This window comes from Providencia rustigianii DSM 4541 (assembly GCF_000156395.1).
Classification (GTDB): domain Bacteria; phylum Pseudomonadota; class Gammaproteobacteria; order Enterobacterales; family Enterobacteriaceae; genus Providencia; species Providencia rustigianii.
The window spans coordinates 262,359-288,939 of sequence record NZ_GG703819.1 but is presented as its reverse complement, the minus strand read 5'-3'; the positions used below and the strand labels follow the sequence as shown (position 1 = coordinate 288,939).

25 protein-coding genes are annotated in these 26,581 nt (G+C 38.3%); 10 read left to right on the top strand and 15 right to left on the bottom strand.

The window, feature by feature from the left end:
- Positions 1 to 1,383, top strand: a 1,383-nt coding sequence (locus PROVRUST_RS20195) for an FKBP-type peptidyl-prolyl cis-trans isomerase (protein ID WP_006814944.1), incomplete at its 5' end; no start/stop codon positions are given.
- Positions 1,384 to 1,520: 137 nt separating this feature from the next.
- On the opposite strand, the gene PROVRUST_RS11265 is transcribed toward PROVRUST_RS20195, so the two are convergent.
- The 3 genes from PROVRUST_RS11265 to PROVRUST_RS11255 form a co-directional block, all read right to left on the bottom strand.
- Positions 1,521 to 2,342 (bottom strand): helix-turn-helix transcriptional regulator, encoded by an 822-nt coding sequence (locus PROVRUST_RS11265; protein ID WP_039855427.1) that lies wholly within the window; start codon positions 2,340 to 2,342, stop codon positions 1,521 to 1,523.
- Positions 2,343 to 3,068: 726 nt separating this feature from the next.
- On the bottom strand, positions 3,069 to 3,419 hold the full coding sequence (locus PROVRUST_RS11260; RefSeq protein WP_006814942.1) for a nitrous oxide-stimulated promoter family protein: 351 nt from the start codon (positions 3,417 to 3,419) through the stop codon (positions 3,069 to 3,071).
- Positions 3,420 to 3,558: 139 nt separating this feature from the next.
- The gene (locus PROVRUST_RS11255) at positions 3,559 to 3,771 is read right to left on the bottom strand and encodes a DUF465 domain-containing protein (protein ID WP_006814941.1); all 213 of its coding nucleotides are present in this window, start codon (positions 3,769 to 3,771) and stop codon (positions 3,559 to 3,561) included.
- A 266-nt stretch (positions 3,772 to 4,037) separates the two neighbouring features.
- On the opposite strand from PROVRUST_RS11255, the gene eco reads away from it, so the two are divergent.
- Positions 4,038 to 4,514: a serine protease inhibitor ecotin gene (gene eco, locus PROVRUST_RS11250; protein WP_039855120.1), complete on the top strand. Its 477-nt coding sequence runs from the start codon at positions 4,038 to 4,040 to the stop codon at positions 4,512 to 4,514.
- A 74-nt stretch (positions 4,515 to 4,588) separates the two neighbouring features.
- Here the strand turns inward: eco and PROVRUST_RS11245 are convergent, their stop codons facing one another.
- Positions 4,589 to 5,026 (bottom strand): universal stress protein, encoded by a 438-nt coding sequence (locus PROVRUST_RS11245; RefSeq protein ID WP_006814939.1) that lies wholly within the window; start codon positions 5,024 to 5,026, stop codon positions 4,589 to 4,591.
- 361 nt (positions 5,027 to 5,387) lie between these two features.
- Between PROVRUST_RS11245 and PROVRUST_RS11240 the strand changes: the two genes are divergently transcribed.
- From PROVRUST_RS11240 to PROVRUST_RS20540, 5 genes are all read left to right on the top strand, one after another.
- Positions 5,388 to 6,317 carry a cation diffusion facilitator family transporter gene (locus PROVRUST_RS11240; RefSeq protein WP_006814938.1) on the top strand — a complete coding sequence of 310 codons (930 nt, stop codon included), beginning with the start codon at positions 5,388 to 5,390 and terminating at the stop codon, positions 6,315 to 6,317.
- A gap of 212 nt (positions 6,318 to 6,529) precedes the next feature.
- Positions 6,530 to 7,552, top strand: coding sequence for a galactose-1-epimerase (locus PROVRUST_RS11235; protein ID WP_006814937.1), 1,023 nt, complete (start codon positions 6,530 to 6,532; stop codon positions 7,550 to 7,552).
- Between the two features lie 71 nt (positions 7,553 to 7,623).
- Positions 7,624 to 8,997, top strand: coding sequence for an ATP-dependent RNA helicase DbpA (gene dbpA, locus PROVRUST_RS11230; RefSeq protein WP_039855425.1), 1,374 nt, complete (start codon positions 7,624 to 7,626; stop codon positions 8,995 to 8,997).
- 318 nt (positions 8,998 to 9,315) lie between these two features.
- Positions 9,316 to 9,672, top strand: a complete 357-nt coding sequence (locus PROVRUST_RS11225; RefSeq protein ID WP_230083542.1) for a type II toxin-antitoxin system RelE/ParE family toxin — start codon at positions 9,316 to 9,318, stop codon at positions 9,670 to 9,672.
- Entirely contained in the window at positions 9,672 to 9,842 is a 171-nt protein-coding gene (locus PROVRUST_RS20540) for a hypothetical protein (RefSeq protein ID WP_006814934.1), read from the top strand. Before PROVRUST_RS11225 ends, PROVRUST_RS20540 begins: the two co-directional genes overlap by 1 nt.
- 53 nt (positions 9,843 to 9,895) lie before the next feature.
- Here the strand turns inward: PROVRUST_RS20540 and PROVRUST_RS11220 are convergent, their stop codons facing one another.
- The 3 genes from PROVRUST_RS11220 to prpB all read right to left on the bottom strand — a co-directional run bounded on the left by PROVRUST_RS11220 (position 9,896) and on the right by prpB (position 13,482).
- Entirely contained in the window at positions 9,896 to 11,350 is a 1,455-nt protein-coding gene (locus PROVRUST_RS11220; protein ID WP_006814933.1) for a bifunctional 2-methylcitrate dehydratase/aconitate hydratase, read from the bottom strand.
- An 11-nt stretch (positions 11,351 to 11,361) separates the two neighbouring features.
- Positions 11,362 to 12,528, bottom strand: coding sequence for a bifunctional 2-methylcitrate synthase/citrate synthase (gene prpC / locus PROVRUST_RS11215; protein ID WP_006814932.1), 1,167 nt, complete (start codon positions 12,526 to 12,528; stop codon positions 11,362 to 11,364).
- A 63-nt stretch (positions 12,529 to 12,591) separates the two neighbouring features.
- Positions 12,592 to 13,482 carry a methylisocitrate lyase gene (gene prpB, locus PROVRUST_RS11210; RefSeq protein WP_039855117.1) on the bottom strand — a complete coding sequence of 297 codons (891 nt, stop codon included), beginning with the start codon at positions 13,480 to 13,482 and terminating at the stop codon, positions 12,592 to 12,594.
- 257 nt (positions 13,483 to 13,739) lie between these two features.
- Between prpB and prpR the strand changes: the two genes are divergently transcribed.
- Complete coding sequence (gene prpR / locus PROVRUST_RS11205) at positions 13,740 to 15,332, top strand: propionate catabolism operon regulatory protein PrpR (RefSeq protein ID WP_006814930.1); 1,593 nt, start codon at positions 13,740 to 13,742, stop codon at positions 15,330 to 15,332.
- Between the two features lie 630 nt (positions 15,333 to 15,962).
- Positions 15,963 to 17,105, top strand: coding sequence for an MFS transporter (locus PROVRUST_RS11200; protein WP_039855423.1), 1,143 nt, complete (start codon positions 15,963 to 15,965; stop codon positions 17,103 to 17,105).
- Between the two features lie 52 nt (positions 17,106 to 17,157).
- Here the strand turns inward: PROVRUST_RS11200 and PROVRUST_RS11195 are convergent, their stop codons facing one another.
- The 8 genes from PROVRUST_RS11195 to PROVRUST_RS11160 all read right to left on the bottom strand — a co-directional run bounded on the left by PROVRUST_RS11195 (position 17,158) and on the right by PROVRUST_RS11160 (position 25,938).
- The gene (locus tag PROVRUST_RS11195; RefSeq protein ID WP_006814928.1) at positions 17,158 to 18,099 is read right to left on the bottom strand and encodes an ATP-grasp fold amidoligase family protein; all 942 of its coding nucleotides are present in this window, start codon (positions 18,097 to 18,099) and stop codon (positions 17,158 to 17,160) included.
- 386 nt (positions 18,100 to 18,485) lie between these two features.
- Complete coding sequence (locus tag PROVRUST_RS11190; RefSeq protein ID WP_006814927.1) at positions 18,486 to 19,265, bottom strand: heme ABC transporter ATP-binding protein; 780 nt, start codon at positions 19,263 to 19,265, stop codon at positions 18,486 to 18,488.
- A 4-nt stretch (positions 19,266 to 19,269) separates the two neighbouring features.
- A complete protein-coding gene (locus tag PROVRUST_RS11185) occupies positions 19,270 to 20,271 on the bottom strand; it encodes a FecCD family ABC transporter permease (RefSeq protein ID WP_006814926.1) in 1,002 nt (333 codons plus the stop codon).
- Positions 20,268 to 21,089 carry a heme/hemin ABC transporter substrate-binding protein gene (locus PROVRUST_RS11180; protein ID WP_006814925.1) on the bottom strand — a complete coding sequence of 274 codons (822 nt, stop codon included), beginning with the start codon at positions 21,087 to 21,089 and terminating at the stop codon, positions 20,268 to 20,270. The genes PROVRUST_RS11185 and PROVRUST_RS11180 overlap by 4 nt, the downstream gene beginning before the upstream one ends.
- A gap of 17 nt (positions 21,090 to 21,106) precedes the next feature.
- Complete coding sequence (locus tag PROVRUST_RS11175; RefSeq protein WP_006814924.1) at positions 21,107 to 22,156, bottom strand: hemin-degrading factor; 1,050 nt, start codon at positions 22,154 to 22,156, stop codon at positions 21,107 to 21,109.
- A gap of 24 nt (positions 22,157 to 22,180) precedes the next feature.
- Positions 22,181 to 24,184: a TonB-dependent hemoglobin/transferrin/lactoferrin family receptor gene (locus tag PROVRUST_RS11170; RefSeq protein ID WP_039855114.1), complete on the bottom strand. Its 2,004-nt coding sequence runs from the start codon at positions 24,182 to 24,184 to the stop codon at positions 22,181 to 22,183.
- Positions 24,185 to 24,493: 309 nt separating this feature from the next.
- Positions 24,494 to 24,685, bottom strand: a complete 192-nt coding sequence (hemP, locus tag PROVRUST_RS11165) for a hemin uptake protein HemP (RefSeq protein WP_084789705.1) — start codon at positions 24,683 to 24,685, stop codon at positions 24,494 to 24,496.
- A gap of 227 nt (positions 24,686 to 24,912) precedes the next feature.
- Complete coding sequence (locus PROVRUST_RS11160) at positions 24,913 to 25,938, bottom strand: isoaspartyl peptidase/L-asparaginase family protein (RefSeq protein ID WP_039855112.1); 1,026 nt, start codon at positions 25,936 to 25,938, stop codon at positions 24,913 to 24,915.
- Positions 25,939 to 26,355: 417 nt separating this feature from the next.
- Here PROVRUST_RS11160 and cspE point away from each other — a divergent pair, with 417 nt between their 5' ends.
- Positions 26,356 to 26,568, top strand: a complete 213-nt coding sequence (gene cspE, locus PROVRUST_RS11155) for a transcription antiterminator/RNA stability regulator CspE (protein WP_006814919.1) — start codon at positions 26,356 to 26,358, stop codon at positions 26,566 to 26,568.
- Positions 26,569 to 26,581: the final 13 nt, after the last annotated feature.

Below are 26,581 nucleotides of genomic sequence, written 5' to 3'. Positions count from 1 at the left end.
CAGAAACTGGCTTCACTGGGGCAAACCAGCGACAAACAAGTTAAAACATTGACGGATAAAAACCAGCAATTAGCGTTACAACTCGCTAGTCAGGTTGCTCAATTATCGGAAAAAAGTAACTTAGAGACTGAATTAGCTATTGCTAAAAAACAACAAGTAGAGCAGAAAAATAATCAAGAAAGGCTCACTAAACAGTTAACTGATAGCCAAAACCAGCAAGATTTATTGCAAACGCAATTAGCGGCAAATGAGAAAAGTTATATAGATACTCAATCTCAATTGAAGCAAGCGAATTCTCAAGTACAAAAATTACAAAAAGACTTGGAAAAACAAACGGCATTGGTTGGGAAAGCTAGTGATAAGCAAATTAAAGATTTAACGAGTGACCTAAGTAAGCAAATTTCTTTATTGGAACAAAGAGAAGCTGAATTAGTTAAACTTGGTGCAGATAAGCAGGGTATTAAGGACGCTTTAACCGCTCAGTTATCAGATAAGAAAAAACTCGAATCTCAAAATTCGAAGTTAGTTGCACAAGCTAAAGATCAAGAAAAACAAATATCTCAACTTGAGACTGATCTTGCTAATCGTAATAAACAACAATCAGATATTGAACAGAGATTATTAGACGCAAATAAACAGCTTAATGAATTAAAGCTAGAAGCACAAAAATTTACGGCTGAAAATACAGGTAAACAGAATCAAGAATTAGATAAGCTTAAAAAGCAGCTGGATGACAAGGTGTTAGCCGATACTAAGGTTCAGAAAGAACTAACAAAGGCAAAAGAAAGTTTGAAGAAAGCTGAAGATGAATTAGTTTCATTAAAATCATTCTCTACCGATGATGGGCTTAAATCTCAGATTAGAGATTTAAATCAGCGAGTTATGCAGTTAAGGAAGGAAAATGACTCGCTCAAATCGGCTCAGACACATCAGGCACAGTCATCAGGTAAAACGCCAAGCATCATTAAGATCCCTGCGAAAGATACAAATTCGGTTGCTCAAGAGAATGCAAAACGTAATCAAAAAATAATACAGGACATTAACCAGCAGAAATACAGTAAATTGGATAGTCATACTTATTATAAAGTCTTACAAAAAGGTGCACCGATTTCTAATGTAGCAGATAAACAAATCACAATTATCATGCGAGAGCAGTTGACGGATGGTAAGGTGACTGTCATGCATACAGAACAAAATCCAATGGTTTTAGCTTATAATCAGTTACCACCGCCATTAAATATGTTTGTTGATAAAATTGGTGTTGGCGGTATGGTGAAAGTTTATATTGAACCTGAAGGTGGTTATGGGGTTGATGGTGTTCCTGGCACAATTCCACCAAACTCAATGTCCATAATTGATTTTAAAGTTATAAGCGCAAAATAATTATTTTACGTATGAAAAGAAGGGCTTGCCTAATCAGTAAGCTCTTTTTTATTTTTGAAAAAATAAAATTTTACCTTTCTGCCAGTGTAGTTAAAACTCTAACTCTATACTGACAGGGTATATTGACTATAGAATGGCTAAGATATTTTTCGTACCCGACTAGGCGTATAACCGAAACGTTTGTGATAGCTTTGAGTAAAATAAGATTGACTGGAAAATCCCGCTTCCATAGAGACTTCCACAATACTCATTGATGTATTAATTAATAATTGATGGGCATACATAATCCGTTTTTCACTGATCCAAGAACGTGGTGAAGTCGCATAAACGGTATGAAATAACTCTTTAAATGTGGTCAACCCCATACCAAATGTTTTAGCAAATTCATTTAATTTCCATTCCTTTAAATAATTGTTTTCCATAAAAGTCTGAAGCCGCTCAGCTTGGCGATTACTTAATTGGCGTAAGTTTGATAACAGTGTTGCACCTTGCTCACTATAAGATAAAAGAAGCAATAATTCGTTGATTCTGAGTTTTAGTATCATCTCAGGAAACTGAGATTGAATAAATGAATCCAAGCTATCTCTTATCTGTTCTATAAATGTATTACTAGTAAATTTAATAATGTCGTTTGAAGTATTATCTGAGCGTTCAATCTCACTGAGTTGTTCTCCATAGAGAGATAAATACTCACGTAAAAATTTATCATCTAACGCTATCCATAAAAATTCACCATCAGTATTAGAGTCTTCACTCTGAAAAGAGTAGGAGCCTTGTTTATGATATAGAATATCTCCTTGATGCAAAGTTGTCTTTGCCGCAGGAGTTTCTAATAAGACTGAGCCTTTTTCAATGATGATAAGACCTTTTGTGGTCAGGTCGAGTATCGCATGAGGATTGCTTTTATCGATACGTACCTTTTTTATCACTTGTTGGCCGAGTTTGATATTGTTGTTCATATTAGTACCTTTATTAATATCAATTCCAAAAGTAATCATCGAAATCAAATGTCAGCATTTGCAATTTTATTGATATAAAAAATCATGATTACTCTAGTAATTGAAATTATATAAAAGGTTACGTTTTTGTCATATTGTAAATTTAAATGTTAATAAATATTTCAAAACATGGTTTTTTCGATCTGTTTCCGCAATTAAATCGGAAAATACGATCTTTTCTTTTGGCGTTTTATTTTATAATTCCGATAATTATTAATAATTCAGTTTAATAATCTGTTTAAATTGATTTATTTGGTATTTTATAATTATTGTTTTTTGGCGTTTATTTACTATTTTTTTACCCGATAAAGATAATGTATCTTTTTTAGCTTATTATAATCAATTATTGCTATATAAATCATTGTCATTACATTCGTTAAACATAGTATATATAAATATAACTAATGAATCATTAAGTTAGTTTCATAATTAATTAATTTAATGATTCATTTCGATTAATTATATTAATTGATAATGGGCTTTTTTAGGCTATTTATGAGATTTGAATCTCATTATTGACTTTGTTTGGCTATTGGAATATCGAATCGTGATACTTAAAACATGGATTTTAGTAATTAGTTATTTAAGGTTACTATTTTTTATATAAGCGTCACTTTAGGTTTTTTCAAAAAAATCAAAATTAGAGTCTAACAACGCTCTATATTTATGGATGATAAAAGCAAATTTTTATTTATTAGATGATTGCCGAGATTTATTGGGTAATTCAGGAACCGGCTTTCTATCGTCGAGAAGGTGACGAATAGCGAGAATAGGGTGGTGATAAAGCATTTTAGGACCAGCCCAGCGCATGATTAGTTTCATCTCATTACGCATTTTAGGTTGGTAGCAATGAATCGGGCATTGTTTACATGCGGGTTTTGATTCACCATAACGACACTTTTCTAGGCGATTAATAGCATACTTGAAAATTTTTTGATAATACTCTGGATCTTCCTCTGGGGCAGGATGAGATTTTTGGTAGATTTGTATCATTTTATCAATCGTTTTAATTTCACGACTTATTCGCTTTCCCGCCATAACTACCCCGAATCAGTTATCTAAAACATACATTTAATATATATGTTTTAATCTTAAATTGGTAGGGTTAATGATTGACAAGAATGGCATAAGGGCTCTTATGCCATTAGGTCAGTGCGAGCAACAATGTGTGAATTACTTATCGAGTTGTTTGCATTATTCTTTGCATTTCATCTTTTAGATGCAGTTTTTCTTTTTTAAGTTTAGCGACTTGTTCGTTATAGCCTGCACCAGAAGGCCCTTCAAGTTTACTAATTTCTTTATCAAGCTGATGGTGCTTTTCATAAAGGGACTGAAAGCGGGGATGAGTTGCGATTAATTGTGAAACTAAATCTTGATCTGCAGATAACATACTACCTCCTCAGAATGTATTAAGCCTCACTTTCAGTATAATCGCTGATTGTTTTATGTACATTATGAAAAAAGGAAATTTACATAATTTTTATTAATTTTATGATCCCTATACTAAAATTAAGTATGATTACAGGGGTGATATCGAATTATCTATATTTTTGTAATTAAGAATCATCTATAGTGATTAAGCTGGTTAATCTAACTTATTATGTAATTAAACATGGTTTTTAATGCGGATTTATTTTTTAAAATAGGAATTTTATGATGAAAAAGGCGATTTTATCTGTAATGGCTGCGGTAGCTGTCTCATCTTGTGCAGTTGCGACTGAGGATTTAGGAAAGATCGCGCCGTATCCAAAAGCTGAATCTGGTATGACTCGTCATGTTATTGATCTGAAAGCTCAGCAAAATGAATACAACTATATGGTTGAGTTAGTGATCGGTAAAACAATGAAGGCAGATTGTAACCGCCAATGGTTCATGGGTGACCTAGAAGAAAAAACATTAGAGGGTTGGGGATATAGCTATTATAAATTAGATGATGTGAAAGGTCCTGCATCAACGATGATGGGCTGTTCCGAGCCGGCAAAAGATCGCTTTATTAGTACCCAGTTAGGTGATGATGCTTTTGTTCGTTATAACAGTAAGCTACCTATTGTGGTTTATGCGCCATCTGATATGGAAGTAAAATATAAAATTTGGTCTACTGATGAAAAATTAATGGATTCAGTTAAGAAATAGCGGGGAGAATGCCGCAGCTCCGATTCATATGGGGTGCGGCATTTTCATATAAAAAATAATCTAAAAACTCAGTTTTATCGAACTACAAAGACAGAAGTTTTAGCGTGACGGACAATTGCGGATGCTGTTGAACCTAATAAATAGGTAGATGTACTTGGGTGATGTGAGCCAACAACAATTAAATCTGCATTAATCTCTTCTGCATAATCCAGAATCTCATCTTTTGCTGAACCAATGCTAATTTTGCAGTTAATCTGTTTGTCTGCGATTTTGATATCCTTGAGTACTTCCTCAAGAGCTTTCATGGCTAATGCTGCGCGCTCTGCTGAGTTTTTATGGCTTTCAGGCAATATGGCAACCTCAATACCAAAAAACAGTTCTACACTGGGTAGCACAGATAGAAAATGAATTTCAGGTGTTCCAAGTTTAGCCAAGCTTTCTACATGGCTGATGATTTTTTCATTTAAATCATCCTCTAACAAATCAATAGGAACCAATATTTTTTTATACATAGCTACCTCTTTATATGTTATTTAAATTTTATTGTATAGTTATAATCTAGTGGATTATGTGTTATTTATCTATTCCTGATAATTAACGTTTGAATTTATCTATAACTAACAGAGATAAATATATTATAAATTATATAGCTAGTAAAAAACTGATACTCAGTTAGCATATTACCAATAGATCTATTTTATTCTAGACATGAAAGATAAAGAATAATCATTATCAATCAATGAAATCAATTATTTACAATTTATATTGAGACATTTAACAAATAATATGAGAATATTTTAAATTCAATTAAGTCATTGAAAATAAATAATATTTAAATGATAATTATTTTGTTTTTCATTAAGAGCATTTTTTATGCATAAACATAAAACCCCAAATAGTGGGGAAAGCGATTTAGAGTTATTACAAAATAAATTCAATGCGGCTAAAAAAAGTACACTCGTTAGTGTTGCCGTTAATTCACTTTTGTCTATTTGGCAGATTATTGTTGGCATATTCTCTCATTCATCGGGTTTAATTGCTGATGGTATTCATACGTTATCTGATTTGGTTGCAGACTTTGTTGTTCTTATTGCGAATAAAAAGAGTCATAAAAAACCTGATGCAGACCATCCTTATGGCCACTTTCGTTATGAGAATGGTGCTTCCCTTATCTTAGGAATCATTTTGTTGATTGTTGGTGTTGGTATGGGATGGTCAGCAGTTGATAAAATGTTGCATCCTGAATTGATACCTGAAGTTCATACGGCTGCGTTAGTTGCTGCATTAACGGCATTGGTCGCTAAGGAAGGGCTGTTCCGTTATATGTTGCATGTAGCAAATAAAGTCAATTCAAGCATGTTAGTCGCAAATGCTTGGCATGCTCGTTCTGATGCAGCCTCTTCATTAGTGGTTGCTATTGGTATTGTCGGGAGTTTATGTGGAATTCGTATTTTAGATCCCATTGCCGCTTTAATTGTAGGGACATTTGTTTTTCGTATGGGGTATAAATTTACCTATCAATCCATGCAAGATTTAATGGATAAAGGAGCCGATGAAGAAACCCTAGAACAGATTAGTAATGTGATTAGAAGTGTAAAAGAAATAAAAGGATTCCATGATTTAAAAACGCGTAAATCGGGTGATTTCTTATTAGTCGATGTCCATTTAGAATTAGATGCTCAGATGACAATCCTTGAAGGGCATGATATAGCAGTAAATGTTCGTAAACAGCTGATGAAAAACCCGCAAATACTTGATGTAATGACCCATTTAGATCCTTACGATGAGTATTGCTTACATTAATTCTTAACTCCAAGACGACTGACTTTATAAAAAGCTGATTACAGAAATGTTATCAGCTTTTTTATTTTATCATTTTATATTTGAGGTTATCTTTTTGTAAAGATGGAAATTGTGAGGAGTGTAATTATAGTGTTAATTATAAATTCGTTTTATTATTGTGAACTTATATAACGCTAAGCTAAAAATCCATTGAATAAGGGTTATTCAGAAAAATGCAGTTTACCAAGCAACAACGTCACACACTGAGAACACCCAAAGTGGTCGCACTCACGAATAAAGATGGAATGAAAATTATTTTGAGCAGTCTTGGCGCAAGTTGGGTAAGTTGTATTTTGCCGCTAGATACTGGTAAACGAGATGTCATTTTAGGGGCGCCAAATATGGCGACTCAAATGGAACAACGTGTCTATTTTGGGGCAACGATTGGACGTGTGGCAAATGGTTTTCGAAATCCTACTTTCAATTTTGAATGTGAAACTTATCCTGCGGCTAATAGCCAGGAAATACATAGCTTATCTACCAGCACTGATAGTTTTAGTTATCGAGTATGGGCTATCTCGCAACCAGATCAACAGCAAGTTGTATTCACATTAGTTTCCCCTGATGGTGACCAAGGTTTTCCTGGAGAGTTAAAAATTGAAGTGCATTATCAATTAACGGATGACAACCAAGTTATCATTAGTTACCGATATCAATCTACTCATGATTGTCCGGTAAATTTAACGAACCATACTTATTTTAATTTAGCAGGCGAGAGTTCAACGCGTACTGCATTAGAGCATGATTTACAAATTTTAGGTTCACATTTTTTACCACTAGATGAAAACGGAGTCCCGACGGGAGAGCTGAAAGATGTTACCGATACTCACTTTGATTTTCGGCAGGGAAAACGTATAGGGCGTGATTTTTTACTGGATGAAGACCAAACAGTTATGGGAGGTTACGATCATACTATTGTTTTGGATAACACTATGGATGAGCCAAAAATAGCCGCATCATTAGGTGCACCAGATGGCGATGTCAGAGTCAATATTATAAGTACTTTGCCAGCGGTACATCTCTATTCAGGGAATAAACTAATTTCTGTTTTGGGTAAAAATAAAACGCATACCCCATATTCAGGTGTTGTATTAACGACCCAATATCCGTTTGATAATATGGAACAGACAAATAGCGGTATTGCACACGCCAATCAAATTTATACTAACCAAACTCGCTATCAATTTATTTTCTAGTATCATATGTGGGGATGTTGGAAAACATCTCCCTCCATTTGCCTATTTTTAATTTATTCGGAATGTTAACTGTGACTTCATTTGCTGAACTGAATGCGCTTCCTTCGGAGCAACTCTCTAATCTTAATGAATTGGGATTCTTAACGATGACACCAATTCAAGAAGCGGCTTTACCCGCGATCCTTGCCGGTCAGGATGTCCGCGCACAAGCTAAAACGGGAAGCGGTAAAACGGCAGCGTTTGGTTTAGGTTTACTGCAACATATTGATGCGAAAAATTTTAATACCCAATCACTAGTATTATGCCCAACAAGAGAACTTGCGGATCAAGTTGCTAATGAATTACGTCGTTTAGCACGTTATATTCCCAATTTGAAAATATTAACCTTATGTGGTGGCGTACCATTTAGTGTCCAGCGAGATTCATTAGCCCATGCTGCTCATGTCATTGTGGCAACACCTGGACGTTTACTCGACCATTTGCATAAAGAAACAGTAAATTTGGATCATCTGCAAACGTTAGTTTTAGATGAGGCTGACCGTATGTTGGATATGGGGTTTTCTGATGAGATCGATGCCATTATTTCTTTTGCTCCTCATCAGCGTCAAACATTATTATTTTCAGCAACATGGCCTGAAAGTATTGCTGATATTAGTCAGCGTATTCAGAACAATCCTCAGACTATCGAAATTAACTCAGTTAATGAATTACCGGATGTTGAACAGCAATTTTATGAAGTTGCTCGCCATGACAAAATTGAATTACTGCAAAAATTATTGAGCCGTGACCAACCTGCATCTTGCGTTATATTCTGTAATACCAAGAAAGATTGCCAAGCCGTCTTTGATGCGCTGAACGACAGCAAGCAAAGTGTATTAGTACTGCATGGTGATATGGAGCAACGTGACCGAGACCAAACTCTAGTTCGTTTTGCTAATGGGAGTAGTCGGGTTTTGGTTGCTACGGATGTTGCCTCTCGTGGCCTAGATATCAAAGCGTTAGAAATGGTGATTAACTTTGAATTATCTTGGGATCCTGAAGTTCACGTACATCGTATTGGGCGAACAGCTCGCGCGGGTCAAAGTGGTTTAGCTATTAGTTTATGTTCTCCGGAAGAAGCTCAGAGAGCAAATGCACTGGAAGAAATGCTCAACATGAAGCTGAATTGGTTACCAGAGCCAACTGGATTACGTATTACGCCTTTAGAAGCGGATATGGTCACTCTATGTTTAGATGGTGGTAAAAAAGCAAAAATTCGACCTGGTGATATCCTTGGCGCATTAACAGGGGATGTTGGTTTACAAGGTGACGACATTGGCAAGATTACTATTCACCCAATACATGCTTATGTTGCAATTAAAAAATCTGTTGCTAATCAAGCGTGGAAACACCTACAACAGGGTAAAATCAAAGGTAAATCGGTACGAGCTAGATTATTAAAATAGTTATAACGGCCTATTCTATCTTAGCCCTAGCTCGATTGAACTAGGGCTTTTTTATATGTTAAACATGAAAAATCATAAATAATATTTAATTATTATCATGGCTGACTATTTTTCAATTCTTATGCTCATCATTTTCCTGCGAAGCGCTTCCCATAAAAAGCAATCAAACTCATTTTTTATTTAATCCATTTAATATTTCCGTTATAACGCTTGCTGTATCTGAATTTAAAAGGTTTGTTTGATTTTTATATCATATAAATAATTGTTTTTTTTATAACCAATAGGTTACGGGTTTATTCAAATATTAGGAGATATATTTTGTTGACATGGACGATAAAAACAAGGATTTTATTCGACGATTGGTTAGAAATTCAAAACTATAGTGTGCGAAAGAAAATCTTAGCGAGATTAATTATTCTTGCTGAGTTTGGACCTTACTTAGGCCGTCCTTACGTTGATAGGCTAAAGCGCTCTAAGTTTATGCATATGAAAGAATTAAGGATTCCAGTAGGTAGGGAGCCCATTAGAGCATGTTTTGCATTTGATTCTAAGCATTGTGGAATTGTATTGTGTGCGGATAGTAAAAAAGGGTGGGATGAAAAGTTGTTTTATAACAATTTGATTAAACGAGCGGATGCTGAATATGCATCTCATCTTGTGAAACCGGAGGAATAATGGGAACGTTAGAGAAATTATTAGCCAACTGCTCACCAAAAATGCGTCAAGAAATTGATGAGGAAGTTATCGAGTTACGCCGTGATATTGAGTCATCAAAAGTGCTGAGTGGAAAGTTAATTGTTCCGCCAGAAGATGAACCAACTTCAGGGGCTACAGTGAGTTTATAGTTTTGGCAGGGAGGGCAAACAAAGCTTACCTCCCTTAGCTTTTTACTTATCAATCAGATAACAAATAAGTCTAAATATTCATTAACTGCCATGTCTTCAAGCAGAGGTTTGTCTAATGAAGCGCTCAGAATACGTAACTGCTGGGTTTCAGGAAATTGTCTCGCTAAATTAGTTCTAAATTTTTTCAGTAATAAGGGCATACCTTCCTGACGACGGCGTTGATGCCCTACAGGATATTCAATAACAATTTCGTCTAGGACTTGACCGTCTTTTAATTTCACCGTTAATCCATTGGCAATAGAGCGCTTATCGGGATCATGGTAATCCTGAGTGAAATGAGGGTCTTCATGGCAATACATTTTGGCTCGTAAAGTATCAACTCGGCTATCTTGAGCGATATTATCTTCATAGTCAGAAGCAGTAAGGCGCCCAAAAATAAGTGGAATTGCTACCATATATTGAATGCAATGGTCACGATCTGCTGGGTTATGTAGAGTGCCTTGTTTGTCAATGATCCGTATACAAGCTTCGTGAGTTCGGATATTAATTGATTCAATATCGTCAGCTGTTTTACCCATTTGTTGTAACTGGTTATACAGTTGTAGAGCGGCTTCGACCGCAGTTTGTGCATGGAATTCTGCTGGGAATGAAATCTTAAATAGTACATTTTCCATGACATAAGAACCGTATGGTCTCTGGAACTTAAAGGCTTGCCCTCGAAATAGGGAGTCATAGAAACCCCATGTATTGGCGGTTAGGGCAGTGGGATATCCCATTTCCCCTTTCTGAGCCATGAGCGCTAATCTTACTGCACGAGAAGTAGCATCACCCGCAGCCCAAGATTTACGGGAACCTGTATTTGGTGTGTGGCGATAGGTTCGCAAACTATGACCATCAACCCATGCCAACGAAATGGCATTTAATATCTGCTCTCTGTTTAATCCTAGCATTTGAGCAACAACCGCTGTGGATGCGACTTTAACCAGAATAACATGGTCCAATCCGACTTTATTAAAGGCATTTTCTAACGCAATACAACCTTGTATTTCATGGGCTTTAATCATGGCGGTGAGTACATTGCGGATCACCAGTGGTTTTTTACCTTTACTAATATTTTCGCGAGATAACCAATCCGCAGTTGCTAGAATTCCGCCAAGGTTATCAGATGGATGCCCCCATTCTGCGGCAAGCCATGTATCGTTGAAATCTAACCAGCGGCACATCGTACCAATGTTGAATGCCCCTTGTATGGGATCTAATTGAAATTGAGTTCCCGGCACTTTAGTTCCATTAGGTACAATAGTACCTGGAATTAGAGGTCCAAGTAATTTTTTACATGCAGGGTATTCCAGAGACTCCATTCCACAGCCGAGGGTATCTAGCAAGCAATAGTAGGCTGTATCGTAGGCTAAATTGGAGGTAATAGGGAAATCGATAACATAGTCGACAATATCCGTCATAACTTTATCAAATTGAAGATGTAGCGAACGTTGGGTTTGCGTTGTCATTATTTTTACCTTTATTGGCGCTGCTCAATAGGAACAAAAAGTTTATTTTCTGGACCGGTATAGTTGGCGGATGGACGAATAATTTTATTGTCTTGGCGTTGCTCGATAATATGGGCCGACCAACCTGCAATACGAGCAATAGCAAATAGTGGGGTATACATAGCGGTTGGTACTCCCATCAAATGATAGGCAACAGCAGAAAACCAATCGAGATTCGGGAACATGTTTTTCTCCCGCCTCATGACTGATTCAATATGGTCAGCAATCGTGTATAAATGGCGATTCATACTCTGCTCTGACAGCTGTAGAGCGACTGATTTAATAATGGGGTGACGTGGATCTGCTAATGTGTAAACAGGGTGCCCAAATCCAATGATGACTTCAGAGTTTTTGACTCTAGCCACAATATCCTGCTCTGCATCCTCAATAGATGAATAACGTTGCTGGATCTCTAATGACACTTCATTTGCGCCACCATGCTTAGGTCCCCGAAGTGCCGCGATTGCCCCTGTGATCGCGGAATAAAAATCGGTACCTGTTCCGGCAATGACTCTTGCAGCAAACGTTGATGCATTAAATTCATGCTCTGCGTATAAAATCGATGCAATATGCATAAATTTTTCCCATTGAGCGGGAGGCTTTTTACCGTGTAGTAGATGTAGAAAGTGTGCGCCAATTGAATCATCATCTGTCATGGTTTCGATACGACGGCCATGATGACTAAAATGGTACCAATACAGAAGAATAGAACCGAGAGAGGCAAGTAATCTATCCGCGATATCCTTTGCACCCATTAATGTATGGACATCTTTTTCTGGTAATACACACCCCATCATGGATACACCTGTGCGGATAACATCCATGGGATGAGTATTGGCAGGAATAGATTCTAAAGTTTGCTTAACATTAGTTGGTAAGCCTCTTAGTGGTTTTAATTTATTTTTATAAGCAATTAATTCAGTACGATTAGGAAGCTTATCGTGGATAAGTAGATAGGCAATTTCTTCATATTCACATTGAGTAGCTAAATCGTGTATATCATAGCCACGATAATGCAAGTCATTGCCATTTTTGCCTACGGTACACAGCGCCGTATTTCCTGCTGTAACACCAGACAGTGCCACTGATTTTTTCGGTTTAAACGTGGCGGATTCAGTATTCTTAAGTTGTTCATTCATCACGAATTCCTTGTAGGGGATAGAAGAGATTACAACTTGCTCTATAGGCTGTTTTTAAATGAATTAACGTTCCTTTTTTTGTGAAAATAAGGCATCAAGTTTTTGTTCATAGTGATAATAATTGATACTGTTATACAGCTCTTCACGGGTTTGCATTAATGGCACCATACTTTTTTGAGTGCCTTCTTTGCGTAAAGTGGAGTACACCTGCTCAGCGGCTTTGTTCATCGCACGGAATGCTGATAGCGGATATAAGGCAATAGCTATCCCAACCTCACGCAACTCATCGAGAGTAAATAATGGCGTTTGGCCAAATTCGGTGAGGTTAGCGAGAACAGGGACTGGAGTATGGCGAGTAAATTGCTGATACATTCCTAGTTCGGTAATGGCTTCAGGAAATAACATATCGGCTCCTGCCTCAACATAGGCATTGGCACGTTCGAGAGCTGCATCGAGTCCTTCTACGGCAAGGGCATCAGTACGCGCCATAATGACAAAGTTTTCATCTGTTCTTGCATCCACTGCTGCTTTAATTCGGTCGACCATTTCTTGGGTAGAAACAATTTCTTTGTTAGGTCGATGACCGCAGCGTTTAGCACCTACCTGATCTTCTAGGTGTAGGCCAGCAGCGCCCGCCTTTAGCATTGATTTAACGGTACGGGCAACATTAAACGCAGAAGGACCAAAGCCTATATCTGCATCTACCATCAACGGCAAATCACAAACATCAGTGATTCGGTGAATATCTATTAATACATCGTCAAGGGTGGAGATCCCCAAATCAGGTATACCAAGTGAGCCTGCTGCAACGCCTCCACCGGAAAGGTAAATGGCTTTATAGCCAGCTTGTTTAGCGAGTAGGGCATGGTTTGCATTGATAGCACCGACTAATTGAAGTGGTGATTCATTCTTTACTGCATCTCGAAATTGTTGGCCTGCTGAAATGATAGACATAAAACCCCTTAATTTGTTAATCATTTGTAATTAAGTTTTTATAACTATAGTTAGATAGCAATTGACGTGCCAGACTGTCATAAATAGGAGAATTTAATGATAATTAATGAATATCAATAAGATGGCTAAAATATGTTTTTGTGATGTACAAGCGATTTTTTAATTAACATATTGGAATGTTTCATTGAAACGAAATAATGTTTCACTTAATGAAATTTGAAACGTTTGTGCACCATGAAATAGGATAGGGAGTTATTATGGAAAAACCGATTATTTGGACAGTGTCTGTTTCCCGTCTCTATACTTTATTTCGAGATATAAGCCCTGAATTTAGTGCTCAAGCAGAAATTACCCCCTTAAATATTGGTTTTGAGCATGCAGCAGAGGAGGTGCGTCGTCGTTTAAAGGATGGGCACTGTGATGCCATCATTAGCGCGGGATCTAACGGTGCTTACTTAAAAAGCCACGTTTCTGTGCCTGTAATTATTGTCAAAATTAGTGGCTTTGATGTGATGCAAGCATTAGCCAAAGCTCGAGAAATTAGCAATAAAGTTGGTATTGTTAACTATCAAAAAATCATCCCAGCCCTCAAGGAATTTCAAACCAATTTTGGCTTACATATTGAGCAGCGTAGCTATGTCACAGCAGAGGATGCTAGGGCACAATTAACCGCTCTAAAGGCAATGGGAATAACGGTTGTGGTTGGCGCTGGGTTAATTACGGATTTAGCTGAAGAGATGGGAATGACGGGGATTTTTATTTATTCCACGGAAACCATTAGACAAGCGTTTTCTGACGCTATTGAACTCAGTAGAATGTCTCACCGCCATACGGTTATTCAGGACCGTTATCAGCCAGTTAATCCTACCAAAGTTCGCCATACCATTAATGATCTGATCGGTTTGTCTACCCCCATGGAGCGAGTTAGACAAACGATTATGCTATATGCTCGCTCGGATGCAACTGTGTTGATTCAAGGTGAAAGTGGCACGGGAAAAGAGATGATTGCTCAAGCTATTCATCATGAATATAGCTTGTTTAACCAACATAAACGTAGCAAGCAACAAATGCCTTTTGTGGCCGTTAACTGCGGGGCAATTCCAGAAACATTGCTGGAAGCAGAGTTATTTGGTTATGAAGAAGGGGCATTTACGGGATCATTGCGTGGTGGTCGTGCTGGGCTATTTGAAATTGCTAATGGCGGAACGTTATTTTTGGATGAAATTGGTGAAATGCCAATGGTTTTACAAACTCGATTATTAAGAGTTTTAGAAGAACGTTCTGTGGTGCGAGTTGGTGGTTATCGACCTCTACAAGTGAATGTACGTGTGATTTGTGCCACTCATTGCGACTTAGATACCTGGGTCTCTGAAGGGCGTTTTCGTCGAGATTTATTTTATCGACTAGGTGTGCTCCGTATGAAAGTGCCTGCATTAAATGAACGAGGAGATGATATTTTCATTTTAGCAGAACGATTACTCAAGCTGGCTTTTTCGGGATTGCAGTTACCTCTCCCGTCATTCCGAGTTCAGCAGCTCCTGAATTGTCGCGACTTTTTCTTATCATATCCATGGCCAGGCAATGTTCGTGAACTGCGTAATTTGATGGAGCGAGTAGCTCTCTATTGTAGTGCTTATGCAGACAAAAGCATTAACACAGAAATGCTGATAAGTTTGTCACCGGAGAGGGAAGTTAAAGAAACACTAAAAATGGAAAATATGCAGCAACTAGAACAGTCGAAGGAATCTCTGGAAGAGGTTATGAAAAAATTTAATGGTGACCGCAAGGCTGTAGCTGAGTATTTGGGGATTAGCCGGACTACATTGTGGCGACGGCTGTCTTCGTCCTAATTCATGTTCTAGCAGTGTTGGTGGCACTCATTAATCTGAGTTACGGCCTTGCTATAACTTGAGCTAGCGATAAGTAAGGCTGTAAGGTTGCTGTCTATTTTCTCAGTTAGAAAAATACATTATCACTATATAGGCGTAAAATTGGCATTGAGAATAATCAATGTTGAAATTAGTTATGGTCATAAACCAAAGGCTAATTAACAAAAATAATTTCAAATAAATTTTTTAAAAAAATAGATAAATATATTTTGAATAACAAGTTTGAAGTGATTAAATATATTTAAAAAGTTAATGTGAAAATTTTTCAATTAAATTACAACTAGTTGATTTATATCTGATTAATTATTTTTGTTTTGATTTTTTAGTGATTTTTACTGCATGAAAAAACGTGATTTTTCTCACATAAATAAATTTGCTAGTAAGCATTAGTTTTTCTCATTGTCATTCCCTAAATGAAAGTTCTATATTGCGCTCAAATTGACCTTACTTATTTATTATTATCACTGCACTAGTCGCCAAAATGTATTCTTGAACAAGGATGCATTTTTGCCGTCATCTACGATATAGCTGCAGCGCATACTATTTATTTCATTCGTTGGAGAGTGGGACGTGAAAGAGTCCACAGCTATGATGCGCAAAGGCGACAACACATTCGTACCTGTCGCGGGTTTAACCTTATTCGCGGTAGCCTCAGGTTACTTGATGAGTTTGATCCCATTATCGATGGGGAGCTTTAATATTGATACTCAATATGCGGGCTGGTTAGCGAGTGCCTACTATATAGGATTATTAATTGGTTCGATGCTGATTGAGCCTGTGATTGCGAGAGTGGGGCACCGTATCGCTTTTATTGGCTTTTTGCTAATGTTGGCAGCGACGGTTGTTTTATTACCATGGATGCCAACTATTGAAGCATGGCTACCAAACCGCTTAATCGCTGGTGTCGCTGTCGCAGGGATTTTTGTGGTTGTGGAATCTTGGTTGCTGATCGGTGATAACCCGAAAGCGCGAGCAAAGCGTCTTAGTTTTTATATGACGTCATTATATGGTGGAACTACACTCGGTCAGCTTGCCATTGGCTTTATCGGGACTCAAGGGGTATATCCATTTATTGTTGTCTTGGGTATGTTACTTCTTGCTGTTCTACCGCCGCTGCTGTTTCGTCAGGGACAACCCGCTAGTGGATTGCATCAAAAACTCTCATTGAAGCAAATTACCCGCTTAAGTAAGCCTGCGATTATTGGTTGTATGGTGTCAGGGATCGTGATGGGAACCATCTATGGATTGATGCCTTTATCACTTAAAAAAGATAATTTTTCGACTGACCAAGTTGGCGTTTTAATGGCATCAATTATCTTAGGTGGAATGTTAATTCAGCCAATAATTAGCAAATTATCGGTGGTGATGAGTAAAACATTGTTGCTAGCCATGGTGTCATTATTGGGTGTCTTTGCGATGGGGTTAATTTATATCTCTAGCGATTACATAGTAATGATTGTTGGGTTAGCTTTGTTGGGGATGTCGTCATTTGCCTTGTACCCAATAGCGATTACTTTAGCCTGCGATAAGTTAGATTCTTCTTTTATTGTTGCGGCGACTCAAGTGATGTTATTTAGTTATAGCATAGGCTCTGCAATGGGACCTGTTGTTGCAGGAAGTTTGCTATCCCAACATGGTGGTTTAGTAAACTTCTTCTTTATCGTTTTGCTGGTGACCGCAATTTATATGTTAATTGCGAGCTTACGCCGTAAAGCGAGTGTGCTGGTAAACTAGATAATATTAAGTTAAAAAACGCGCCACTTTTTCATAAGTAGCGCGTTTTTTATTACTTTTTCTTGTTGATAGTTGCAATAGCCAATTCAGCTTTAGCTAACTGTTGAATACGTTGCATGCTAACTTTTTGTTCCCATAGCTCACCAAGTTTGAAGTCCCAAGATAGTGGGCTTATGACTGTGCGTCCCGCATTTGGAGCGAAGGTTAATTCACTGAAATAAATTTTATTTTCAGCAAGTAAAAAATCTGCTCTACAATAATCAAAAGGCGTGACCAAAATTTGAGCTAACCGGAGCATTTCTTTAAACTGAGATGGTTCAGTTACTGGCTCTAGCATGTTAGGGTACCCGAAGTTCACTGGCTGTAGTTGCCAGTCAGTATCATAGATATTAATAAACTCAGTACCAGATTCGTCGGTATAATCTATTTCGGCATACATAGGCTTCCCTGAAAAACAATGTATTCGACACGTTTCTGGAATCAGTTTTCTGTTTCTTTGCTCAAAGATATCGATATATTCTTCGCAAATAATACGTGCTGGAATATTTTTATAATGACGTTCACGAGTAATGTAATAGAGATTCTTCATTAAATGGAACGACAATTTTTGCTTTGCTTCTTGTAAATTAAATTGCGATTTATCCGTACAGATAATACTGCTACCACTATCATGGGTACATTTAAGAACAAAGCGTGACGGCAACTGTTCGATTTTGATTTCATTCACATGATTATATGATGCCAAAATAGGAACGATATGTTCACTCCCTATCTTTTGGCTAACATATTCACGTACCGCTAGTTTATCAGCCAACTGGCTATATAACGGATTTTTATCATGGATCATGCGAAAATTAATTTTTTCATTAAAGCTTTTTGGTGCATCAAAGTTCGGGTAATATCCTAGTTTTTTCATGAACTTATTGGCCAAATAGCTTTTGTCACTGATGATCAATGTGCGTAGTTTTTTTAGAAAATATTCTGTTTTTTTCATAAACGGGCAACCATTCTTAATAAAATAAGATTATTTGTATTATTGTTTTTGAATTATATTTTTCGTTATTTAAATGGTAATTAAATAGCTGATAAAAACGACGTTAATAATCAGGTGGAAATTAAGAAAACCTTAATAAATTCAACTTAAATAAGCTCAAGTCACTATGATTTAATCAATTGATTATATTTAAAGGCGCACTTTACCTATTAAATAGATAATTTAGTTAGTGATTATTTATGAAAAATTTGGAATGTAAATAAAACATATACAGAATGTATTTAATTTAATCGATAAAACTTTCACAAAACATTCAACCTTAAGTGAAATGTTTCTTATTTGATGTAATAATTGAGCCATCAGTAGAATACGATGGCTTATTTTGTTTAATGGCGTAAGTAAACATAAGGCACGGCGGTTTCTGGATGTTGCTGAACGCCTAAATCGGCTTGATACCAGCGAGTTAAATTGTCATTAGTTAGCACTTCCTGCGGTGTTCCCGATACAACCAATTTACCTTGATGAATCAAATATACTTTATCGGCATATAACGCGGTTAGATTTAGGTCGTGCAATACGCAGCAGACACCCAGTGGGCGTTCTCGGGTTAGTTGATGTAAAAGACGTAAACTGTGTTGTTGATGGTAGAGGTCGAGAGCTGAGGTGGGTTCATCTAGAAATAAACATGCGGGGGTAGGCTCTGGTTGCCAGAGTTGAGCTAATACACGCGCAAGCTGAACACGCTGTTGTTCCCCCCCAGACAATTGCCGGTAGTCTTGATGACGTAATTGAGTGCAGCTAGTTTGTTCTAGGGCGATTTCAATGGCTTGTTGTTTATGTTCCGAACCATAAGGTGTGCGTCCCATAGCGACAATATCTTCAACACTGAACGCAAATTGTAGATGGGTGTGTTGCTTCATTACTGCACGTTTTTTTGCTAATTGCTGATGCCCCCATTGAGACAATGAGAGACCTTCAATCTGGCATTCTCCATTAGTCGGTAAAGCATAGCCAGTTAGCAATTTTAATAGACTCGATTTACCAGCCCCATTTGGCCCAATAATAACGACCATCTGATGTTGTTGAATGGACAAGCTAATGTCATCAATCAAGACCTTATTATTAATATGATAACTGAGGTTACGAGCGTCAAGTAAGGGTATCATTAAGTTAGAATCTCCCAGCGGGCTGGCGCAGTATCAACCATAGAAAATAGGGACCGCCAATTAACCCCGTCAATAATCCAACGGGAATTTCGGCTGGCACAACGAGGGTGCGAGCTAGGGTATCAGCGATTAGCAGTAACGTGGCTCCAACAATGGCTGAGCCTGGAATTAACCAACGATGGTCGGGTCCTAAGGTCATTCGAATTAAGTGAGGAACGACCAAGCCAACAAAGCCGATCACGCCGCTCATCGCTACTGCACAGCCGATTAATAAAGCGCTAAGAAACAGAAGAATAAATTTGCTACGCTCGACATTCAATCCAAGATAATGGGCATCTTCATCGCCTAGCTGGAGAATATTTAAAGCATTACCTTGCCATAAACACACAAAGCAGGTAGGTAAAATAATGCTGGCTGCAATCGTTAATGAAGTCCAATCGACATTACCCAGTGAGCCCATCATCCACAGGCTAAACGTACGTAATTGTTGATCGTTACTGACGTAACTTAAAACGCCAATTAATGACATGCATAGCGCATTGATGGCAATTCCAGCTAATAATAATCGTGCTAAATTTCCATTGGAAATACGATTCAGACTAAAAATAATCAGGGAAACCGTTAAACTGCCGATAAAAGCGGCAGCTAAATGACCATAGCTTTGAAGGATCGTCGGTAAGGAAAACGACAAAACAATAAATGCTGCTACACATAATGCTGCGCCACTGCTGATCCCCAATAAGCTCGGGTCGGCAAGAGGGTTACGAAATAACCCTTGCATAATGGCTCCTGCAACCGCTAGTGCCAAACCTACCAATATTGCTAATAAAATGCGGGGTAGGCGAATAGTAACCCAAATTTGCCAGTCTGGGTCACTCATTGGGCTAAACCAGAGTGTTTTTAATGACAGATTGATAGCGCCTGCATTGGAGGCAATCAAAGTGGCTCCCCCAAGCAGAACTAATAGCATCAAAATGGCAGATAGAGGATGCTTAAAACGACTCATTGGCTTTTTTCCAGCGCCTCTCGAAGTTGTAGCATGACCTGTGGCGTTCCTAAACTAAAGCTAAGCATGCCTACATCGTCGACTACTAATAACGCTTTATTTTTACCTGCTGGTGTTAAGGTTAGGCCCGGTAATTTCCAAACATTTTCAATACCGTTTAATGATTTAACACCTTCTTCAGTGAGCACAATCAAATCTGGTTGAGAGGAAATCAATCCTTCTTGAGAAAGCGGGCGGTAGCTAGTGAAGTTGTCCATCGCATTTTGGGCGCCAACCGCTTTTATCATGCTATCAGCAGCGGTATTTTGTCCTGCAGCCATTGGTTGTACACCACCATGACTCATAATAAAGACGACTTTTTTGTTAATCGGTGTCGTTGAAATTTCAGCAACTGAGCGATTAAATTGCTCCACCAGTTGTTGACCTTGCCCTGATTTCCCTACTGCATCTGCAATTGTCATAATTTTCACTGGAATGGCTTCTAATGCTGGTTTCCCCGTGATCTTCACCACTTTTACACCACTTTTTTCAATCTGAGATAGTGCAATTGATGGCTGAGAAAGTTCACTCGCCAACAGCAATGTTGGACGTAGAGAAAGTACCCCTTCAGCATTCAAGGTACGCATATACCCAACATCGGGAAGTTGCGTTGCTTGAACAGGATGTAAACTGGTACTATCACGACCCACAAGCGAATCCTGTGCGCCAAGTTTATATACAATCTCAGTAACATCGCCGCCGAGGGTGATAATACGTTCTGCGGCCTGAGCGGTCAGTGACGCCATAAGCGCCCCCAAAATTAGAAGCCATTGTTTCATGATCAATTACCTGATGATTAGATTCTTGGTAGCGACATTACTTGTTGACGCCAGTGTTCTTGCTCTGGGGTACCTTCAGTACGTTGTCCGTACATTTGTGCAATTTGATTACCTTGCTCATCAAACACTTCAAGGCTAGTCACAAAGCCATCTTCTGTTGGTTTACGCGTGACCCAGCATTCAGCAACACCATTTTCAATCATATGTAAGGTGAAATCTGGATTGAAAATATTCAACCATTTGATATCTGAACCTTCAGATTGATAAGGCATTAAGCGTTTAATTTTTCCAGTAAAAATCTGCACACATCCACGATTACCCACGAAAATCATGATTTCGTTTTGATCTGCGAATGCAGTATTTACGAGCTGATTAAATGAATCATTGGGAACTTTCCAAGCCAGATCATCACTGACGGCGCTAAAAACTTGCTGACGGCTTAAATTGTTCTTTTTCAATAGAATAAAGAACTGATGCACATCCGTCATATTGCGCCATTCTTGCTCTAGTTGCTGCTTTAGCTCATCGCTGATTGGCTGTGCGTTATAAGGCTGTGCTTTTTCAATAGACAGGGTTGGATTTTCAGCCGTTATATATTGCTGAATAAGTGCATTCCATGCAGCGAGATCAGTTTCATCGGTGGTATATACTTTATGTAGCGCATCACCGTGTTTATCAAAGAATTGAATGCTATGGCGCTCACCATTTTTAGCCTCTTCGGTGAGTGTAAAAATGCTATCCCAATGAGAAAAAAACATGCGTAAATCTAGCGCGCGTGGATTAAGAATTAAACCACCATGAGGACTAAATCTTGCATTTTCATAGCGTCCTACTTGTTCGTGAACCACATATTCATTACGAGTAATGGCTTTGACTGGACCAACAGCTTCCAATGCAGTAAGTAAGGTTGGTGCATCGACATTTAAGCGCTGAGCTTTATCATGTCCAACTCGAGCGTGTAGAAGCTCACCTTCAGATATATTCAGGTAAGCGGCAAGATCCCTCGCATATTTGGCTTTATTATCTTTCTTAGCTTGTTGATAATGTTCAAAAATTGTTGAATTCACAAGTATCTCCTTTGTGTGTGTGAATTACCATTGGAAGCTGACAAGTAGCTTAGCATTACGCCCATCTTGGGGTATCCCCTGAGAGGAGTAATACTCTTTGTCAAATGCGTTACCTAAAACGACGCTGGTATCTAAGCCTTTAAGCTGTCCATTACCTTGATAACTGACATAAAAGTCATGAACGGCGTAGCCGGCTTGTTGTTCAATTTTGGTCGCTTTATTGAAGTCAGTATGATTGGTGAATTCGCCTAACCAACCAACGGAAAAACCGCTATCTGCAACAGGAACAGATAGATTACTGGTGACAGAATCAGGTTTTATTGAGGTAATGGATTCTCCGTTATATTCATTTTTTCCCTCGGTATGGTTGTATGCGAGGTTCCAAACGAAGTAATCCGTGGTGTAATCCATTGAGGCATCCCATCCCCAAATTTTGGCGCGTTTGGTATTGATCGAGGTAGTGTAGTTATTATCCCAATTTACACGGTCTGGATGAACGTAAGTATTGATATAGTCTTTGGCTTTAGTGTCGAAATAACTGGCTTTAAAACGTAAATTATCATGAGCCATTAATAAATCATCAAAGCGTAAGCCAAAACCGTATTCAGCGGTTTTAGTTGATTCGGGTTTCAGATTAGGGTTGGGACGCCAGCGATTGACAATAGGGCCAGCTTGGAAATGCACGGAATCGTTATACATTTCCATCATAGTTGGTGCACGAAATGCTTCTGAATAAGACGCAAATAGCATTGACCAGTCTGTTGGTGTAATGCTGACAGCTGCTTTTGATGACCATTGGTCTTCTTTAACGTCTTTATTACCTTTTGCTGAAGATTTGTAATTGTCGTAGCGTGTTCCTAAAATAAAGGAAACTGGTAAATCTTTTAAGGTAATTTCATCTTGAATAAACCCTGAAGCAAATGTGATATCGGCCTCAGGGAATTGGGTGGTTGTTGCATACGGATTTTGTTTCTGACGATAAGCTTCAGTACCATAGGTAAAATTGTGTGCGGCGAGAGGAAGTTCATAGATTTCAGAACGGTTATCCAATTTTAGCCCATAAGTTTTTTGAGTACGACCTTCGTAGTTTGAATCTTTTCCTTTTGACGTAATATTGACATCAGAGTAATAAGGTGTTGCTTTAAAATTCAACCAATTGTTATCACTTGGATTGAGCTGGTAAGTGGCTTGAATATCCCGCTGGCGGGTGGTTCTATTTACTTTTAAATTGCTATTACTGACGTTAGATTGTTGAGGATCTTTTGGCTCATAGGCGTCATTATTGTAGTAACGGATCTGCCCTGAAAGTTTTTGTGAATCATCCAGTTGCCATGTTCCTTTACCCAGCATGTTAGCGATAGTTTCTTTGTTATCCATTTTATCGCCATTGCCTTGACGAATATCACCAACTTCTTTGGTTACAAAACTGAATACACCATCAAGGTCATCGCTTTTCCCGAAAGCCGAGCCTCCAAAGCCAAAGCTGTGATCCCCTGTAGCCGCTTGGCTAAATACTCTGAATCCACTGTTTTTTCCTTCTTCTAACAAGTCTTTAGCATCAACGGTTTCCCATGCGATAACCCCTCCCATAGCACCGCTGCCGTAGAGTAAGGCTGATGGTCCGCGAATGATTTCAACTTGTTTAATTAGAGCCGGATCAAGGAATGTTCCGTTGATATGTCCTGTATCCGTACCTTGGCGAACTCCGTCCACTAGCGTTAAAATTCCGCGGCGGTCAAAACCGCGCATATTGATGTCTTGACCATTGGTACGGCTAGTTCCCGTGATAGCAATACCGGGTACTTTGCGCAAAATATCATTTGCAGTACTGGCGGTTTTTGTTTCTGGAGAGTCATTTTTAATGACGGTAACCATCATTGGTGCATTGAAGCTATCGCGTTCTGTTCCTGTTGCATAAACAGTCATTACATCATGGCGATTGCTAGGTTCAGTTTTTTCAGTTTGCGCCCCAGCCATAATCGGTAACATTGCGCTCGCCAGCACAGACATGCGTAACACTTGTGACATAAAGGTTATACTCCTAAAGCTTTGTGAAATGCATTGGTGGAATTAAGTTCATGAGCAGGCCGTTATGGCGTATTTGTCGGAATGTTGCGGCGAGAAAAGTCGTGGATTGCAGGTAGGGAGTGAAAGAGTTTCAATCCCTTTAATTGCGGATGAGGCTTGAATTTTAGCCCGAAAGTTACCCAGAGTTGCAGCAGCAAAATCCATTGAAAACACCATAAAAACTGTGTCCTGATATATGAAGTTAAGCTGGCTGCCTAGATTGATAAGTCTTAGGTGGCTTGCGAGATAGATTTTTATTGATACTAAATACTATTTTGTTAGGATCAGTTTGCCTGTACGTGTTTGACGTAATTGATAAATTTCACCACGATGTTGAATGGCAACTTTACCTGAAGCCCCTAATAATTGCTGGCTTTCTATTAGGTCTGTTTTAATCATCACATCGATGACTTTTGTCGGTTGTATTGTTTCTGTGATTGTCTCAGAAAGTGGCTTGGTCATATTATTCACCACGGCAATTGTACTGATAATGAAAATGATATTGATAATTATTATCTTTAAAAATGTTGTCAATATCAAGTAATTTTCACAATCAATCAACAAGAGAACTACATTAAAGAGAGGAGGAATGAAACTCGAATACCAACGTATGATAGATATATATGCTTTGGGATGAGATTAAATGGGCAGAATATTTCCACCCATCATAAATAATGTTGGCTGATTAATTAGTCTTTGTAAATAGAGACATGGGGAACCCCATCATTGCCAATAGTGCCTCGGTACATACCTTCAGAGTTAAACTCCATGGCATAATTCCCTGATTTATCAAGCACAATGACACCACCACTACCATTCAATTCCTTAACTTCATCAAGTGCGTTACGTGCCGCTTCAGAAATGGGGGTTTTGTTATATTTAACTTGAGCAGCGATATTGTGAGCTGTTGCTGTACGAATAAACATTTCCCCAGATCCTGTCGCAGAGACTGCTACGCTATTATTATCAGCATAGTTACCCGCCCCAATAATTGGAGAGTCGCCCACTCGACCAAAGCGTTTATTGGTCATACCACCCGTTGATGTTCCTGCTGCGATGTTGCCATTTTTATCGAGGGCTACCGCGCCTACTGTGCCATATTTGTAGTCATACATCATCGGGTCAACAAAAAGGGCGGCATTTTTTCCATCATGGTCGAGTACAACTTGTTCTTTAGCTTTTGCTTTTTGGAGTTGTTCCCAACGAAAATCAGTTCGAAAATAGGATGGGTCAACAATTTCAATACCTTGTTCCGCCGCAAATTGTTCGGCGCCCTTGGATACCATCATCACATGAGGGCTTTTTGTCATGACGGCATATGCCGCATTAATTGGATTTTTGATATTTGTGACACCTGCAACAGCACCAGCTTTACGGTTGCTACCATCCATGATGGAAGCATCCATTTCATTGCGTCCATCATGGGTAAATACCGCACCCTTACCGGCATTAAATAAAGGGGAGTCCTCCATAACATTGATTGATGCTTGGACTGCATCAAGGCTGGTTCCACCTTTATTTAATACTGCATAACCTGCCTCTAAAGCTTCGGTGAGCTTTTCTTGATACTCTTTTTCTTGCTGAGGCGTAATGGTATTTTTGGTTATTGTTCCTGCTCCTCCATGGATCACAAGGCGGATTGGCAACTCAGTTGCAGCATAGGCTTGTAAAGAAAATGAAGCAGCAAACAAACATCCTAGCAGAGATAATTTCATGATTATTTCCTTCCAGTTATTTGATAATTCGTCATTTTTGGAACAAAAAAGTATATTGTTGAAAATACTTAACATTCAATAAATAACATCATTTTATGGAGTGGCTATCACAAAGATTTGTATGCGGTTTCAGGGCAAACAACATGAAATTGTGGCATAGGATTAGAATCTCAGTTTTAAAATAATTATCATATTTATGAAAAAAACATTGCTATGCGTAAGGATATATGAGTAAATATGCTCATCGGTTTGGAAGTACAGACCTATTTATGAAAGCAAGTTTTGAAAAGTTCCCCGTTTAGCGTTATCCCATAGATATCCATTCGTAGTGAATTCCTCCTAATTAGTTCCATAAGTATCAAGAAACATCAAACCTATATGCCGTGTGGCAACAATTAAAATTTAAAGGAATTCAATATGTCTAATACAATGACTGGTTTAGTAAAATGGTTTAACGATGATAAAGGTTTCGGCTTTATTACTCCTGCAGATGGAAGCAAAGATGTGTTTGTTCACTTTTCTGCAATCCAAAGTGATGATTTCAAAACGCTCCATGAAGGGCAAAAAGTCAGCTTTTCGGTAGAAAGTGGTGCAAAAGGTCCAGCAGCCGCAAACGTGGTGGCACTTTAAGGGCGATATCTTT